This is a genomic window from Micromonospora sp. NPDC049049 (assembly GCF_040649115.1).
Classification (GTDB): Bacteria; Actinomycetota; Actinomycetes; order Mycobacteriales; family Micromonosporaceae; genus Micromonospora.
Genome location: NZ_JBEZEX010000033.1, coordinates 52,823 through 68,385, shown reverse-complemented (window position 1 = coordinate 68,385; position 15,563 = coordinate 52,823). Strand labels below are relative to the sequence as shown.

Below are 15,563 nucleotides of genomic sequence, written 5' to 3'. Positions count from 1 at the left end.
TCTTTTTTTTTTTGTTTTAGTAGGGTTTTTGGGGGCGGTGCGGGAGGCTGGCCCCCGCCACCCACGACCGGCATCGGCATGATGCCGACCACCGCGCTGATCATGGGTGTGGTGACAGAGCGCCTGTCACGGATCAACCGCTACGGCGGTTACCCCACTGGCGGGGGCCCTGGACCGAGCCCCGGCCAGTGGGGTTCTGACCCTTTCCGAACGGTTGAGGTGAGGCGACCTTGCCCTTCGCGCGTCGGGCAGCCCGATTCGCGGGAGCGGCAGGCGGATCGGGCTCACCCTCGGTCTCGGCCGTGGTTGAGGTGTCGGCTGCCGCCGCGTCGGCGTCCTGGGCGGGCTCAGGCTCCGGCATCGGGTCTCCTTGGATTGGTGGGGTCATGCGGGCCATCGACGGCCGACGGCCGGCGGACGCGGACTGATCGACGCCGGGGGCGCGCGCCTTGACGGTAGCGCAACGCCAGGCCCAACCGCGTGTTCCCCCGCTCCCGTGGGACAGTCGTTACCTGCTGCCTGGCGACGCGGACCGAGCCCCGGGCCGCAACCGCATCGCCACAACTGGATACTTCTTCTGGCCCGATCCGATGGGCGCCCGTGCCGAAGCTCGCCATGGTCGCGCGGCCAGAGTTGCGGCCCAGTATGCGGAGGTGGGTATTGGGCCGTCCGGAGAAGCCAGTGGACCCGGCGGCGGGCCCGGTGCAACGGTTGGCGTGGCAGCTACGACAGTTGCGGGAGCACGCGGGCAACCCGAGCTATCGGCTCCTGGCTCGGCGCGCGCACTACTCGGCAAGCACGTTGGCGGACGCGGCGAAGGGTGACCGGCTGCCGACGCTGGAGGTGACGCTCGCGTACGTTCAGGCCTGCGGCGGCGACCCGGCCGAATGGCGGGCACGGTGGTCGGCCATCGCCGAAGCGGCGGTCGCCTCCAGCACCGCCGAGACCATCGCGCAACGCTGCCCGTATCAGGGGCTGACGGCATTCCAGCCCGAGCAGGCGGAGCTGTTCTTCGGCCGTACGGAGCTGGTCGAGCGGCTGCTGGCACGGGCCGATCGGCGGTGCCTGACCGCAGTCGTCGGGGCTTCCGGAAGCGGCAAGTCCTCGTTGCTACGGGCCGGTCTGCTGGGAGCCATCACCGCCGACCGTGGGCTCGCCCAGCGGTGGCAGACGATGTTGTTGACGCCGACCGAACACCCGCTGGAGGCGTTGGCCGCCGAAGTCGCGAAGTTGACCGGCCAGGACGCCCCAGAGATCCGAAAGGAGCTGGCGGCGGATGCCGCCGCGCTCGACATCGCGGTGCGGAGCGCACTGGCAGGCGGCCCCCCGCAGACCCGCGCGCTGTTGGTGGTGGATCAGTTCGAGGAGGTGTTCACACTCTGCCCCGACAAGGCGGAACGCCGCCGGTTCATCGAGGCGCTGCTGGACGCCGCGCGGGGGGCCGATCGCCGCACCACTGTGGTACTCGGGGTACGCGCCGACTTCCTCGCCCACCTCATGCAATATCCGGACCTGGCCGTCGCGCTGGAGGACGAGGCGCACCTCCTGGTGCGGCCGGTGAGCGCCACCGACCTGCGGGAGATCATCATTCGGCCCGCCGCCCAGGTCGGCATGGGCGTCGAAGCCGACCTGGTCAGTACGGTGCTCGCCGATGCCGCCGACGAGCCGGGCGCTCTGCCGCTCGTCTCACACGCGCTCCTCGAGACGTGGCAACGACGAAGCGGGGAAACCCTCACTCTGTCGGCCTATCAGGCGAGCGGCGGCGTACGCGGGGCGATCGCCCAGACCGCCGAGCGGGCCTATGGCGACTTCGGGGCAGCCGAGCGACACGCCGCTCGCCGGGTCTTCCTGCGGCTCACCGCATTGGGCGACGGTACCGAGGACACCCGGCGGCCCATCATGCGTACCGAACTCGACGGCATCGCCGATGAGGCGGTCACCGCCCGAGTTCTGGATCAGCTGGCCGAATCCCGTCTGGTGGTCATGGGCGACGGCACCGTGGAGGTGGCCCATGAGGCGCTCATCCGGGCCTGGCCGCGGCTGCACCGATGGCTGGCCGATGATCGGGCGAACCTGCTGATCCACCGGCGTCTCACCGAAGCCGCGCACACCTGGGCGACGCTCGACCGTGATACCGGAGCCCTGTACCGGGGAACCCAACTCCTGGGCGCGCAGGCCCTGGCCGAGGACCGTCCGGAGGAGCTCAACGCACTCGAAAGCTCCTTCCTGCACGCCAGCTCCGCTCTCGCCGAGTCCGAGCAGAACGCCGGCCGACGTCAGTCCCGCCTGTTCAAGCGTCTCGTCGCAGGCATATCCACCCTGCTCGTACTCGCCCTGCTGGGTGGCGCCGTCGCGGTACGACAACGCCAGGACGCCCGCCGACAGCAGGTTGCCGCGCTCTCCAGCGAACTGTCGCTGCAAGCCCGATCCCTGCTCGCGACCGATCCCGATCTGGCCGGCCTGCTGGCCGTCGAGGCCGATCACCTCAACTCCAACACCGAGACCCAGGGCAGCGTGCTGAGCGCGGCGGCCGCGCCCCGCCGCACCGAACTCAACGTCGGCGGGCCCTCCATCTACACGGTCGCGTTCAACCCGGACCATTCCCTGTTGGCCTCAGCGGCCGGTGACGGCACCATCGGGTTGTGGGACCCCGCACGTGGCGAGCGGATCGCCAACCTCTCCGGTCACACCGGTCGGACCTCCGACCTGGCCTTCGCGGACCACGGAAGGCTGCTCGCCTCCGTCGGGATCGACAAGTCCATCATCATCTGGGATGTCGCGACGCGCCAACAGAAGACCCGGTTGACGGAGAACAGCCTCGGGTCGGGCATGGCCTTCAGCCCGGACGGGACCAAGCTCGCCGTCGGCCTCACGGCCGGCCCCGGCGCCGACGCGAATGCGGGCCGTGCCGGCGACATCGCCCTCTACGATCTGCGGACCACAACTCGCACAGTGCTCCGCGAGCACCGGAGTCCGGTCAGATCCCTCACGTTCAGCCACGACGGCGCGATCCTTGTCTCCAGCGACGGGGTGGAGCACCCGGCCGCTTGGCGTGTGGCGACCGGCACCGTGTTCGCCAGACTGTCCGCCCAGCATGTCTTCTCGGTCGCCTTCGGTCCCTCGGGGTATGTCCTCGCGGGTTCCGCCGACGACCGCGGGGTGTACCTGTGGGATCTTGCCACCGGCCAGCCGGTCCGCCTTCCGCCGTTACCGCTGGCCGGCCGCTACGCATGGACCATCTCCGCGCCCACCGACAGCAAGCTCGCCGTGGCCGACGAGAACGGCGCGATCACGATGTGGGACGTGCGACGCCGCGAGTCCCTGCAGACCTTTCAGGACCGCGGCCGCACCGAAACGGTGTCCGTCGCACTGAGCCGGGACGGGGCGATGCTCGCCTCGGCCGGCTTCAACGGAACCATCGTGCTCCACAATCTGGAGGACGCCCCGTTCAGCGGTTTCGCGGCACAGGTCAAAGACCTGAAGATCAGCCCGGACGGAACACGTGTCGCCTCAGCGGGCAGCGACGGCACCGTCCGCCTCTGGGACACCGACGGTGAACAGGTGGCCGTTCTCAGCGGGCACCCAGACGAGGTCCAGGCCGTCGCGTTCAGCCCCGACGGGCTCCGGCTCGCCGCCGTGACCCGGAACAACATCGTCACGATCTGGGATCTCCAACGTGGACGACACGCCACCCGACCGATCGTGTCCAAGGGAGTCGGTGCGTCCACGGACGTTGCCTTCGATCCTGGTGGTCGTCTCGTCGCAGCCGCCACGCTCGGCCCCTTCATCTGGGACGTCGGGGACATCAACAACCCGACGGACATCACAGCCAGGTTCCCGGCGCAGATCGTCACGTCGCTGGCCTTCACCCCGGACGGCCGCCGTCTCCTGGGCGCGAGCGTGGGCGGCTTCGTCAACACGTGGGACGTCACCACCGGCACACTTCTCAGCCGAGTGAAGAGCCAGCAGGGCACAGTGCAGGACATCGCTGTCAGCCCTGACGGAGCTCTGCTCGCGACCGCCGGCGACAGTCGTAGCGTCAAGCTCTGGGATGCCGCGGCCGGCAGCGAAATCGCCGTACTGCACGGCCACACCGCACCCGTCCAGGTCCTTGCCTTCAGTCGCGACGGCCGCAGGATCGCGTCCGCAGGTGACGACCGGACCATCATCATCTGGGACACCGTCACCCAGCGACGGGTCACGACCCTCAGCGGCCATGGCGCGAGAGTCCGCGGGCTCGCCTTCACTGCGGCCGGAACTCTCATCTCCGGTGCCGAGGACGGCCGAATCGTCCGCTGGTCGTTCGATCTCCGCGCCGCCAGGGCTCAGATCTGCACCAAGGCCGGCCGTGAGCTGACCCGGCAGGAGTGGGCGAGGCACATCCCCTCAGAACGGTACGCCCCTTCCTGCGGCTCACCGCCGAGTCGCTGACTGAGCTGCGCACACGTCCTGAGGGTTGTCCGACGTTGTTTGTCCGGCGCCACCGCCCTGTTGGACAACCTCGCGTCGCACCAGCCTGACTTCAGGACACGAGCCGTGCGGTGGATGTCCTGCCAGGAGTCCGACTGCCCGGGGAGAAGCCCGACGGGGGTCCCGGGCATCGGACGACACCGCGATGAAGGAGAACTCGATGAAGCGTTTGGCAGCACTGCTCGCATTGCTCGTGACCGTGCTCGCGGGCACGCTCGTCGCCGCCAGCCCTGCCCACGCTCGCAGTCAGCCGGAATGCGAGTCCTACGACGTCGTCAGCAACCAGGCCGGTTATCAGGTCGCCGCACCGGTCGGCAAGTACGGCGTCCTGCCGTGCTCGCTGGTCTGGGGCGACGGCGGACCGGGCACGGGCGCCCTCCAGGAGGCCCTGAACGACTGCTACCTCGCACCCGCCGGCAAGACGCTGCTCAGCGAGGACGCGGCCTTCGGCCAATTGACCTTCAACGCGCTGAAGTTCGCTCAGAGCAAGGCGGGCATCAGCGCGGACGGCCAGTTCGGGCCGCAGTCACGCGCGTCCCTGAAGTTCCCCGCCTACCAGGGCGGAACCTACGGAACCCGTACCTGTGCCCGTCTCGGCCGTCCGCTGCCGTAACTGCCGCTGGGTAGACCCCGCCGGCGGTGACAACGCAAACGTTGTCACCGCCGGCTCAGCACGGTGCGCTGTGCTGTGCTGGTGGACGCTGATCCGTTGCTACGCCGGCTTCACGTTCCGGGGCCACTCCGCAGCCTCCGGGAGCAGGTCGAAGATGCGGTCCATGGAGTACGGCTGGTACGTCGTCTCGGACTCGGCGATCTTCTCCCAGTCCGAGTTGGTGAACTGGAACATCCACAGGGCGTCCAACTCGAAGTCACCGTGTCCTTCGGGAAGGTGTTCGAACTCCTGCTTCATGGCGTCGACATCGAGGCCCGCACTCGTCGTGTGGCTCACAAGGTGAGAGCGCGCTGCCTCGTCGAGCATCAGCAGCTCAGCGATGGTGTGTGGCACAGGCGTCACTCCCCTGGCCAGCAGGTCACACAGGTCGACGCAGGTCTGCGCGAGCCGAACAAAGAATTCTGGCGGCTGCGCGATCAACGAAGCCGGAAACGCGACCGCGGGACCTTCGATCCCCCACATGAGGCCATCCGCCTGATCAACAAGGACCTCCGCCATACCGCACAACGACTCGTAGAGAGCAGCAGCCCAGCGAGGGCCGACGCTCCACGAGGGACATACGCAGACTTCTTCGTCGTCGTCCGAGCTCTCCATCAGGCAGCGGCACGATCCGCCGGGACCGCACTGGCCGCTGCCGGCGTCATCACCTCGGCGTTCGGCATACGACGGACAGCCGTCGCAGTAGTCGCACCCATCGGCGGGACACTGCGCGGCGGGAAACAACCCCGCCCAATCGATCTTGCTGCCGTCCCTCGGCAGGTTGGGGACGTCGAGTTCGCTCACGAACCAGGTGGCGAGGAACTGCCGTTCATCGGTGACGTCGACGCGCTGTTGGGCTGCTTGGTCAAGCCCGGCTCGGACGCTTGCCGGAAGACTGAGCCAGAGGCCGGAGAAGTTCTCCTGCCCCTTGTCTGGAGAGTTCAACAGGTTACAAATGGCGACCGCCTGGTGTGGCCAATCGAGCGTCGCGATGGCATCCAGCTCGTTGCCGTTGCCTTTGTCGACGATTGCCATGACACGCGACTTGGTGGTGGTGTGTTGGGGCACGAAGGCGATTACTTCTCTGGGCACGACAGCTCCTCCCGAGCGCGCATGAGGGCACGCTGGGCTACGAAGTAGGAACAGAGGTCCGCGCTGGTTGTCCCGGTGCTTCCGTGGACTCCGCTTCGCGGGACATCAAACTAGCATGCCTGTCAATTGCAGGACCGACCCGCGAGCCAGAGCAGAGCCGATCGCTGAGGATCCGCATCTCACTCCCCGTCGGGTGGCGATCATTGCCGGCCGTGTCACCTGGCGTACCCAAATTCTGCAGGGGCCGGGCGGCGGCGAACAGCCACAAGAAGCTGCCTGACATGTTGTTCCATATCCGGCTATTGGCATGCCCGAGAGCGCATCACCCGGTCAGGGAGCGTCGACCCCGGAGAGGTCCGGGCCGATGTACGTCAGGGAGTAGGCGCCGAAGCCGGAGATCTGCTGCGACGCTAGCTACGGAGCCGCCCCGCGCGGCCCGGACAACGACGGATTGCCGACATGCAACCCGCCGTTGTTCGGCTCGGGAAGGCCGCCACTGATCGGTCGTCACGTCGGGACGACCGTCAGACGGCGGTGCGGGACCACTGCTGGTTGGTGCCGGAGTTGCACGAATACTGCTTGATGACCACTCCGTCCGCGGTCGCCGCGGCCGGCACGTCCACGCACTTGTTGCTGTGCCGTGCCCGGAGCTGGAAGTAGGCGCCGTTGGTGACCATCTGGAACTGCTGGTTGGCCCCGGTGCCGCAGGTGTACTGGACGAGCTCGGCGCCGTCGGCGGTCGACGCGCTCACCACGTCGAGGCACTTTCCGCTGTGCCGGCTGACGATGCGCCAGTAGCCGCTGCCGGCGTCCTGGAACTGCCACTGCTGCCACGCACCACCGCCGTACGTGTACTGGCCGACGCGGGCGCCGTTGGCGGTGTTCGGCTGCTGGACGTCCATGGCCTTGCCGCTGTGCCGCGCATCGATCCGGTAGAACGTTCCCGTCGATGGTGGGGGCGTTGTCGGGCCATCGCCGACGGTGTCGCCCCACGCGTACCGGATGCGGTCGGCGCCCGAGGTGTTGCGGACCGTCAGGTTGAGGTCGGTGCCGCTGCCGCTCAGCGCGAACATCGAGTACCAGTCGTAGCCGATGGTGCCGGTCTTGCCACCGAGGGCGGGCCAGTAGGTGCCACCCATCTGGTTGTCGCGCATGACCTGGGCCATGGCGCGGATGTAGCGCACGAAGTTGTCGGTGCTGCCCGCGTCGGCATAGTTGCGGCCGTCGTTCATGGGCGCGCCGAACTCGGTCGCTACCGCGCGGGAGGCGCAGTTGCCGAGGCGGGCCTGGATGTGGCTGCGGAAGGCGTCGTAGGTCATCGCGCCGTAGAAGAAGGCGTAGTAATGGAAGGACAGCAGTGTCGAGGTGAAGCGGCTGTCGTTGCAGATGTCGCGCAGGTCCTGGCTGAAGCCGGTGCCGCCGATCAGCACCCGGCTGGGCACCGCCGAGTAGTGGTAGGTGAGCCAGTTCGCGGCGACGTCGCGCCACTCCGCCGAGCTGTAGCCGTGCGGCTCGTTCATCGGCTCGAAGTAGACGTTGGTGTTCGTGCCGTAGGTGTTGGTCACGGTGGACCACATCGCGTTCCACGCGGCGAGGTTCGTGATCCTGCCGCCGGAGGCGGCGCCGTCCTCCCAGTAGGCGAGGATGACCTTGAAGCCGCGGGCGGTGGCCGCGTCGATGGCACCTCGGTACGCCTCCCACCAGGCCGTCCCCACCGTGTGGGTGTTGATGGGCAGTCGGACGGTGTTGACCCCCATGGTGGACGCCATGTCGTCGTACAGGGCGTTGGCCTTGGCCCGCACCGTCGCGTTGCTGTCGGACGCGCTCAGGCCCTGCACGACGAGGGGGACGGTTTTGAAGTTGTCACCCAACACGGCCCAGTTCATGCCGCGGAACTGGTTGGTGGCGGCGGTGGCCGGCGTCGACGCGACGGCGACCACGCCAACCATCGCCGTCAACGCGGCCACCAGGGCGGAGAGCACCCGTCGATGTAGTGCCACAGTCGAGACTCCTTGATCAGGGGCCAGCGTCAGCTGGTCACGCGGAAGGTGGCGTCGGCACGGCTCTGCGCGTCGGGGACCGGGTCGAGTCGCAGCAGGTAGGCGTAGTGCCGGACGTAGCGGTCCGGATGGCTGTAGGACTGAAACGAGGTCCACGAGGAGTTGGCGAGACCCGCGACCTGCCGGAAGGTGGAGTCGGCGGCGAAGGTGGCGGTGCCGTCGTTGGCCTCCAGTCGGAAGTCGTACCCGTAGTGGCGCAGGTAGTGGCCCGGGTAGTTGACCGACTGGATGGAGACGGTGCCGGAGCCGACGAGGCCGGGCACCAGCCGCCACTGGCCGTCCTGCGCCGGGCTGACGTTCGGGTCGATGCGGACGTCGTAGTCGTAGTGCCGCACGTACCGGTCCTGGAAGTTGTACGACTGGATCCGGTTGACAGCGGTGGCGGGCCAGCGGGCGAGCACCCGGCTCTGTTCGGCCGTGGTCAGGTTGAGGATCGAACCATGCCGTTTCTTGGTGCCACCCATCGAGTACGAGCCGGACGCTGGCAGTCGGTAGCTGCCCGGGCTCGACGGATCGGTGGTCAGGACCGGCAGGTAGCCGCGTCCGCTGGAGTACTGGTCGAGGTAGAGAACCCACTCGTTGCGGGCATTCATTTTCATCCACATCGGGCCCTCGACCTGCGCTCCGGTCAGCCCGATGCCGGAGAGGTTTCCGAGGCTCGTCCAGGTACCGAGGATGGAGTTGCTGCCTTCGATGCCGATCTGGCCGTCCCGGGAGGCCCGGACGTAGCGGTAGGCGCCGACGCCGGTTGGCACCTCGACGATCTGGGTGTCGATGATCTCCTGGTTTCCGGGCCGATCGATGTAGACCTGTGGCGTGGTGACGCTACGGAAGTTCGTCGTCCGCGCGTAGTAGATGCGGTGCTTGGTCGCCCCGTTGAGCGGGACGTTCGTCGCCCAGTACAGGACGTAGTCATTGGTGGCGGGGTTCCAGATCGCCTCCGGCGCCCAGGCGTTGCGTCCGTCCGGGATCGCGCCGGCAACGTTCAGCAGCCAGGGTGCCGACCAGTTGACCAGATCGGTGGACTCCCACACGACGAGGTTGCGGCTGCCGTTGTTGATCGCGGCCGACCAGTCCTGGCCGCAGCCGATGCACAGGTCGGTGGCGATGATCCAGTACCGGTCGCCGTTCGGTGAGCGGACCAGGGCGGGGTCGCGCACGCCGCGGGTGCCGACGGTGGACCGCAGCACCAGCCCACCGTTGTTGAGGTCGTTCCAGCGGAGGCCATCGGTGCTGTGAGCGAGGTAGATCTGCTGGTCGGTCGACGACTCGCCGGTGAAGTGCGCCATCAGGTAGCCGACGGTCGGGTCCAGCGCGGCCGCCTCCTTCGGTGTCGCCGCCGACCAGGTGGTGAACAGCAGACAAGCGGCGACCATGACCGCGCAGAGCCGGGCGAGGACTCTCGACATGTGTCTCTCTCCTTAGCGCAGGGGCTAACCAGTCAGCTACAGGGCCGGTACGACGGGACGGATGGTGCCGTCGGTGTTGAACTCCATCCGGTCGATGGCGGTCTCACGGTTGGTGCCGTTGCCGGCTGGGACAGCGAACCGGTGGTAGGCGATGTACCAGGTGTCACTGCCGGGAGCCCGGACCACGGAGTGGTGGCCGGTGCCCTTGATGCCCAGGTCGAGGCGCTTCTGCAGCACCACGCCGCGCTTCGTCCACGGCCCGAGGGGTGAGGAGCCGGTGGCGTAGGCGACCCGGTAGTCCTCGCTGCGCGTGTCGTTCTCCGACCACATGAAGTAGTACAGACCGTTGCGCTTGAACACGAACGGCGCCTCGTTGTAGCCCGACGGGGTGATGACCCGCGCCTGCGCCGCGTCGAAGGAGACCATGTCGGCGTTCAACCGCACCGCCCGCGCGACGCCCTGCCCCCAGTACAGGTAGGACCGCCCGTCGTCGTCGGTGAACACCATGGGGTCGATCGTCTGCCCGCCGGAGAACTGGTCGCTGCGGATCAGCGGCCGGCCCAGGGCGTCACGGAACGGCCCGGTGGGACTGTCGGCTACCGCCACGCCGAGCTGTTTGGCGGTGTTGCCGCTGGCCGCGCCACCGCTGAAGTACAGGTAATAGCGACCGTTGGCGCTGGCCACCGCCGGCGCCCAGGCCGAATTGTCCGCCCAGGACACGTCCGGTCCGTGGTCGAGGATCACGCCGTGGTCGGTCCAGGTGACCAGGTCGGTGGAGGAGAACGCCTTGTAGTAGGTGCCGACCCAGCTCGCGTAGCCGTCGGTGGTCGGGTACAGGTAGTAACGGCCGTTGAACACGGCGATGTGCGGATCGGCGAAGAGGCCCGGGATCACCGGCCCCTTGGTGGTCCTGGGCGCCCACGGCGCGACGAGGCGGAAGGAGCTGTCCGCCCGGAAGGCGGCCGTGTCCTGGTAGGCGTCGAGCCAGAGGGCGAAGTCGCGGTGCCGGATCCGCCGGGTCGGGTAGTTGTACGAGGCGAGCGCCACCGAACCGCTGACCGAGCCCTCCACAGCGCAGAAGGTGGCGTCGGCCCGGAATGACGCGTCGCCGGTGTTCGGGTCGACCCGCAGCCGGTAGTCGCGGTGCCGCAGGAACAAGCCGGCCTTCGTCTGGAAGGAGTAGCAGGCCGGCGACGCCAGGCCGTTGACCACGGTGAAGGTGGCGTCGAGCTTGGTCTGGTTGGCGCTGCCGGAGGTCACCGGGTCGAGCTGTCCGAGGTAGTCGATGTGGCGTACGTACCGTCCGGCTTGGTTGACCGCCTCCAGCGAGACGGCGCCGGTCGGCAGTGTGGCGGCGTGCGCCGACCCGTCGGCCACCACCACGACAGCCGCGGCGGCCACGGCGGAGAGCACGAGGAGCGCACGTAGGCGGGCGGCGGATGCTGTCGGCAGCGATGCCGCTGTCCTGCGCCATGGAACCACCGCCCCAGCCCCTCTCGCAAGGTCATCTATGTTAGCGTTAACACATCCGGCAGTGTCCGGGCCAAGGCCGGGAGGCCCTGGCGACGGGTTCGGAGTCTCCGCATGCGGTGCCTCTGGTCGCGTCGCGACACAGGCACAATGTGTTCGGTTCGTTAAGTTCGCGTTGCGGACAAGTGTTAGCGATCGCATCCACGAGTGTCAAGGCATCGATCGTCGTAGCTCCCCCGGCACCTGGCGAAGCCGGTTGTCACGCTCGACCCGCACCCTGAGCGCCGTGATCCCCGAGCACCTCACGCACCTGCATGAGCGCGAAGCCGAGCAGGTTGAGCCCTCGCCAACGGGCCGCGTCGCCGGCGGCCGGATCGTCGCGGTTCAGGCCGATACCCCAGATCCGGTCGAGAGGGCTGGCCTCCACCAGGACTCTCTGCCCGGTAGCCAGTAGAAATGCCCGGAGCGCCGGATTCTGGTCGAATTTCGCACGGTTGCCGGCCACCACGATCGCAAAGCGGTGTTCGCTCCAGGTCTGCTGATCGAAGCCCGCGACGCGTCCTCCCAACGCCTTGGCGGCATGGGGATGCGGCGCGGCAAGAATCTGTTCCGCCATCGCGCGGTCGCCGAACAGGGTGGCCTTGCGCCACATCATGAAATGCTCCGCGGTGGCGAATCGCCGCTTGTCGACTGTGAACGGGCTAGGCCACCACTGGCTCAGGCAACCTGATCCGACACCTCCGTCACGCTCGGGCTGGTGCCCCCAGAAGAACAGGAACCTGACCCGATGACCCTGCGCCTGCGCAGCGGCCAGATCCCCGACGCTACGAACGGATGCCAGCATGATGGCGAGTGTGCGGCACCGACGCTCCGCGTACCCCGCATTTTCGTCCGTGACGACCGGCTCCGCGCCGCCAGGCCGGCGCGCCCGGGTGGGCGGCGCACCGGGGACATCCGGAGCGCCGCGACTCGATTCCCCTCCGCCCGGTGACGAAGCATCGACAGACCGGGGTCGACCAGTCCTCGGATTACCATTCGGCCATGGACGACACCATCCGCGGCGTACGCATCAGACACGGTGGCCCGGCCGACGCACCTGCCGTGCTGGACATGCTCGACTCCGCGGTGGTCTGGATGAACGACCGCGGCAACACCGAGCAGTGGGGCACGACGTCGTTCTCGGAGAAGCCCGAGAGGGTCGAACAGGTCGACCGGTACCTGACCGAGAGCCTCCCGTACATCGCGGAGGTGGACGGGACGCCGGCCGCAGCCCTCGTGTTGGATTCGGGGCCCGACCCCCGGGTACCGATCTCGCCTGCGGCAGAACCGGAGCGGTTCGTCCGCCTCCTGGTCTCCGACCGACGATTCGCCGGCCGGAAACTCGGGTCGGCCCTGTTGGCGCACGCCGTCGAGGAAACCCGGCAAGCCGGCGTGCGACTGCTACGGGTCGACTGCTGGGCGGGCGGCGGTGGCGAGTTGGTGGCGTACTACGAGCGCCACGGGTTCACTCCCACCGAAACCTTCCTGGTTGGATCCTGGCCGGGGCAGGTGCTGGCCCAACGGGTCGACTGAGCCGCGCGCCCTCTGCCAGCGAGGGTGGGGCTGGAGCCATCGGAGCGATATTCGGGCGTCTCGCCGGGCTGCGTCCACTAGCGTCCCGCCTCATGGCGAACACCACAGTACGCACTGAACGCCTCGAGCTTCGCCCGGTGCGGGACGAGGACATCGACCGGATCCTGGAGTACCGCAACCTGCCGCAGGTCACACGCTGGCTACTCCGCACGCAGGTCGACCCCGCGTCCTTCCGCGCGGCATGGCGACGCGCGGCCGCGAACCCCGACGACCACAGCATGGCGGCCACCCTCGACGGCGTGGTGATCGGCACCGTCTCACTCGACGTCGTCGACGGCATGGGTCAACCCGGCATGCCACCACGGACCGAGGCCCACCTGGGCTACATCTTCGATCCGGCCTACGGCGGAAACGGGTACGCGACCGAGGCCGTGACCGCTGTGGTGGCGTACGCATTCGACCGGCTGGGCGTTCGGAGAATCACCGCCGGTTGCTTCGCGGACAACCTCGCCTCGGTGCGAATCCTCGAGAAGGTCGGCATGCGTCGTGAACAGCACGGCGTCGGCGATTCCTGGCACGCCGAACTGGGCTGGGTCGACGGCTACACCTACGCCCTCATCGCCGAGGCACGGCATCGAAAGGGACCACCGCCGGAGCACCCGGCCGCGTCCATGCCGGTGCCGCGAGCGCGGTGAACCTACAGCGTCACGGTTGGACGACCCGCGTGGCGGCGGCGAGGAGGCTAGCCGCTGGTGGACTCCAGCTGATCGAAGGCCAGGCTCCACCACGACTTCGGATCGGCGAACGCGGACGAGTCCACGCCCATCAGTTCCTCGCGGATGGCGGCGGCGCGGGCCGCGCGGGCCCGACCGCCCGGGTCCGTGGCGATGAGCCCTCCGAGCCGGTAGAGGAACTCGACGAACGCGGCGAAGGTCGCGTTGACCGCCTCGAAGTTGGGGGTCTCCAGGTCCAGCAACACGACGGCGCCGGTCAGCGCGTCGAGGCAGAAGAGCAGTTGCGGGTCCTCGGGCGAGCTGCCGAGGACGATGTGGATGCGCGGGCTGGCCTCGCCGATCTCGATCTTCAGCTTGGAGAACAACTCGATGCCGGACACGTCGACGTCGACGGTGAACAGGATCGGCACGTCGACCGGGATGGCCCCGAACGGCGGGAAGACCTCTGGCGTCAGCGGGCCGAGGACGTCGTCGAACCGGTCGACCGGGAAGTAGATCATCCCATCGGCGCCCCAGAGCGCCGTGAGCTCCTCATGTGTCGCGGTCAATCGTCCGCCTCCTCGTCATCGTCACCGGGCGTGGTGAGACCATGCTCGTCGAGGAAGCCCCACCACTCGTCGTCGTCGAAGCCGATCTCGCCGTAACCGGCGCCGAAGACGTAGTAGGCGAGGAACGAGTCGAGGTCCGGCGCGACGTCGAGGAACATCTCACGCATGAACCACTCGTCGGTGGTCTCCGCCGGGAAGTACCAGACCGCACCGGTGTCGCGTCGCATCAGCAGCGGCTCGTCGCTCAGTGTGCCGATGACCAGCCACTCGGCGGGTTCGTCGGCGACGCCGGTGAACTCGGGCATCTGCTCGAGGTAGTACTGGATGTCGTCGAGATCCGCGACCGCGGGCAGGTCGAACGCGCCGGCCAGGATGCCGTTGGCGGTCTCCAGCAGCTCCCGGACCGGCTGCGGCAGCTCGGCGGGAATCTGGTCGGCCGGAGCGCCCTCATTGATCTGTGCCCACGCCAGCGTCGCCGGCTGGTCCGCTTCCAGGTCGGTACGCAGCTCCGCGATGAGCTCCCGCAGCTCGGGATTCAATCCACTACCTCTATTCGGATCGGTGTGCCGTCGGGCAGGTTCTTGATCTGCTGCCAGATTTGCCCGCCGACATCCCAGTTTGTCTGACCGTGCAGGAGCTTCAGATTACTAACGTCGTCGGCGCCGCCAAGTTGCAGCTCCCACACATGGTCCGGCTGCTGCTTGCGGAGCCGGGCGGCGAGGGCGTTCGCCATCTTCTTGTTGTGGGGCCAGTACTTGTCGAAGATCTTCTGCCGAATGCGCTTCTTGTAGTCGGCCGTGATCTTCTTGTCCCGAGCGACCGGGTTCGCCTGCTTGAACAGCTTGCCCTCGTCGCTGAGCTTCTTCAGCGCGTTCATCTTGCGGTCGAACTGTCCGCGCGCGTGGAACGGCTTGCGCTGCACCTTGATCGTGACCTCGGGCAGGCTGTTGTTGCGCACCACCGGCTTCGCGGCGGCCTTCTTCACCGCCGCCCGGACGCCCTTGCCGACCTTCGGCTTGGCCGCGCCGCCGCGTTTCTTCGAACTCTTCGGCGCCCTGCTAGGCATCCAGGAGCTCCTGGATCACCTGGTCGATCAACAGGCCCACGATCTCCCGCGTGATCATCTGGAAGATCGGAACCTCGGCCAGCGATGCGCCGAACGTGACGACGGCTGTGGCGATCGCCTGCGCCACGGCGAAGGCGAGGATCGCCAGCTGCACGATCACCTGGATCTTCAGCGCGAGCACGATCGCAGCCGCGATGATCAGGCCGGTGCCGATCAGCATCGCGGCCTGGGAGTAGTCCGAGAGGGTTCCGGGACCGCTCTCCGGGTTGGCCCACCACTTCTGGAACGCCTGCATCGACTCGCCCTGGTGCTGCGACCAGATCGCCGCCGCAGCCGTTCCGGCCTGCCCGGAGGCCTCGGCGACCGTGCCGGAGAAGTCCAACCAGGCCTGGCCCATCTCGAACAGCTTCTCCTCGTCGGCCTCAGGCCAGGTGTAGCCGATCCAGCTGAGTGCCGTGATCAGCTCGCCGGGCAGTTGGAGCCCCATGCC

At 68.0% G+C, this 15,563-nt stretch carries 13 protein-coding genes; 4 read left to right on the top strand and 9 right to left on the bottom strand.

Annotation, left to right across the window (positions count from 1 at the left end):
- The first annotated feature begins 480 nt into the window (after positions 1-480).
- Positions 481-4,431, top strand: a complete 3,951-nt coding sequence (locus AB0B68_RS26980) for a helix-turn-helix domain-containing protein (RefSeq protein WP_357263579.1) — start codon at positions 481-483, stop codon at positions 4,429-4,431.
- A 184-nt stretch (positions 4,432-4,615) separates the two neighbouring features.
- Positions 4,616-5,083 (top strand): peptidoglycan-binding domain-containing protein, encoded by a 468-nt coding sequence (locus AB0B68_RS26975; protein ID WP_357208116.1) that lies wholly within the window; start codon positions 4,616-4,618, stop codon positions 5,081-5,083.
- A gap of 99 nt (positions 5,084-5,182) precedes the next feature.
- On the opposite strand, the gene AB0B68_RS26970 is transcribed toward AB0B68_RS26975, so the two are convergent.
- From AB0B68_RS26970 to AB0B68_RS26950, 5 genes are all read right to left on the bottom strand, one after another.
- The gene (locus AB0B68_RS26970; RefSeq protein ID WP_357197354.1) at positions 5,183-6,214 is read right to left on the bottom strand and encodes a hypothetical protein; all 1,032 of its coding nucleotides are present in this window, start codon (positions 6,212-6,214) and stop codon (positions 5,183-5,185) included.
- Positions 6,215-6,738: 524 nt separating this feature from the next.
- On the bottom strand, positions 6,739-8,214 hold the full coding sequence (locus AB0B68_RS26965) for an RICIN domain-containing protein (RefSeq protein ID WP_357197351.1): 1,476 nt from the start codon (positions 8,212-8,214) through the stop codon (positions 6,739-6,741).
- Between the two features lie 29 nt (positions 8,215-8,243).
- Positions 8,244-9,683 (bottom strand): glycoside hydrolase family 43 protein, encoded by a 1,440-nt coding sequence (locus tag AB0B68_RS26960; RefSeq protein ID WP_357263576.1) that lies wholly within the window; start codon positions 9,681-9,683, stop codon positions 8,244-8,246.
- Positions 9,684-9,719: 36 nt separating this feature from the next.
- A complete protein-coding gene (locus AB0B68_RS26955; RefSeq protein ID WP_357197345.1) occupies positions 9,720-11,096 on the bottom strand; it encodes a family 43 glycosylhydrolase in 1,377 nt (458 codons plus the stop codon).
- 316 nt (positions 11,097-11,412) lie between these two features.
- Positions 11,413-11,997: an NADAR family protein gene (locus AB0B68_RS26950; protein WP_357197342.1), complete on the bottom strand. Its 585-nt coding sequence runs from the start codon at positions 11,995-11,997 to the stop codon at positions 11,413-11,415.
- Positions 11,998-12,194: 197 nt separating this feature from the next.
- On the opposite strand from AB0B68_RS26950, the gene AB0B68_RS26945 reads away from it, so the two are divergent.
- Together AB0B68_RS26945 and AB0B68_RS26940 are read left to right on the top strand one after the other, a co-directional pair.
- Positions 12,195-12,725 (top strand): GNAT family N-acetyltransferase, encoded by a 531-nt coding sequence (locus tag AB0B68_RS26945; RefSeq protein ID WP_357197339.1) that lies wholly within the window; start codon positions 12,195-12,197, stop codon positions 12,723-12,725.
- A gap of 92 nt (positions 12,726-12,817) precedes the next feature.
- Positions 12,818-13,420: a GNAT family protein gene (locus tag AB0B68_RS26940; protein WP_357197336.1), complete on the top strand. Its 603-nt coding sequence runs from the start codon at positions 12,818-12,820 to the stop codon at positions 13,418-13,420.
- Positions 13,421-13,467: 47 nt separating this feature from the next.
- On the opposite strand, the gene AB0B68_RS26935 is transcribed toward AB0B68_RS26940, so the two are convergent.
- Genes AB0B68_RS26935 through AB0B68_RS26920 form a run of 4 tightly spaced genes read right to left on the bottom strand, consistent with a single transcriptional unit; the run spans position 13,468 to position 15,560 of the window.
- A complete protein-coding gene (locus tag AB0B68_RS26935) occupies positions 13,468-14,007 on the bottom strand; it encodes an SUKH-4 family immunity protein (RefSeq protein ID WP_357197333.1) in 540 nt (179 codons plus the stop codon).
- Entirely contained in the window at positions 14,004-14,546 is a 543-nt protein-coding gene (locus tag AB0B68_RS26930; protein WP_357197330.1) for an SUKH-4 family immunity protein, read from the bottom strand. The genes AB0B68_RS26935 and AB0B68_RS26930 overlap by 4 nt, the downstream gene beginning before the upstream one ends.
- Entirely contained in the window at positions 14,543-15,073 is a 531-nt protein-coding gene (locus tag AB0B68_RS26925; RefSeq protein WP_357263573.1) for an endonuclease, read from the bottom strand. Before AB0B68_RS26925 ends, AB0B68_RS26930 begins: the two co-directional genes overlap by 4 nt.
- Positions 15,066-15,560 carry a hypothetical protein gene (locus AB0B68_RS26920; RefSeq protein ID WP_355006354.1) on the bottom strand — a complete coding sequence of 165 codons (495 nt, stop codon included), beginning with the start codon at positions 15,558-15,560 and terminating at the stop codon, positions 15,066-15,068. Before AB0B68_RS26920 ends, AB0B68_RS26925 begins: the two co-directional genes overlap by 8 nt.
- Positions 15,561-15,563: the final 3 nt, after the last annotated feature.

What these genes read in the sequence shown, in the direction of transcription:
- AB0B68_RS26975 (WP_357208116.1), top strand. Translation starts at nt 4,616, where the DNA reads ATGAAGGAGAACTCGATGAAGCGTTTGGCAGCACTGCTCGCATTGCTC.
- AB0B68_RS26950 (WP_357197342.1), bottom strand. Translation starts at nt 11,997, where the DNA reads ATGCTGGCATCCGTTCGTAGCGTCGGGGATCTGGCCGCTGCGCAGGCG.
- AB0B68_RS26920 (WP_355006354.1), bottom strand. Translation starts at nt 15,560, where the DNA reads ATGGGGCTCCAACTGCCCGGCGAGCTGATCACGGCACTCAGCTGGATC.
- AB0B68_RS26960 (WP_357263576.1), bottom strand. Translation starts at nt 9,683, where the DNA reads ATGTCGAGAGTCCTCGCCCGGCTCTGCGCGGTCATGGTCGCCGCTTGT.
- AB0B68_RS26940 (WP_357197336.1), top strand. Translation starts at nt 12,818, where the DNA reads ATGGCGAACACCACAGTACGCACTGAACGCCTCGAGCTTCGCCCGGTG.
- AB0B68_RS26925 (WP_357263573.1), bottom strand. Translation starts at nt 15,073, where the DNA reads ATGCCTAGCAGGGCGCCGAAGAGTTCGAAGAAACGCGGCGGCGCGGCC.
- AB0B68_RS26945 (WP_357197339.1), top strand. Translation starts at nt 12,195, where the DNA reads ATGGACGACACCATCCGCGGCGTACGCATCAGACACGGTGGCCCGGCC.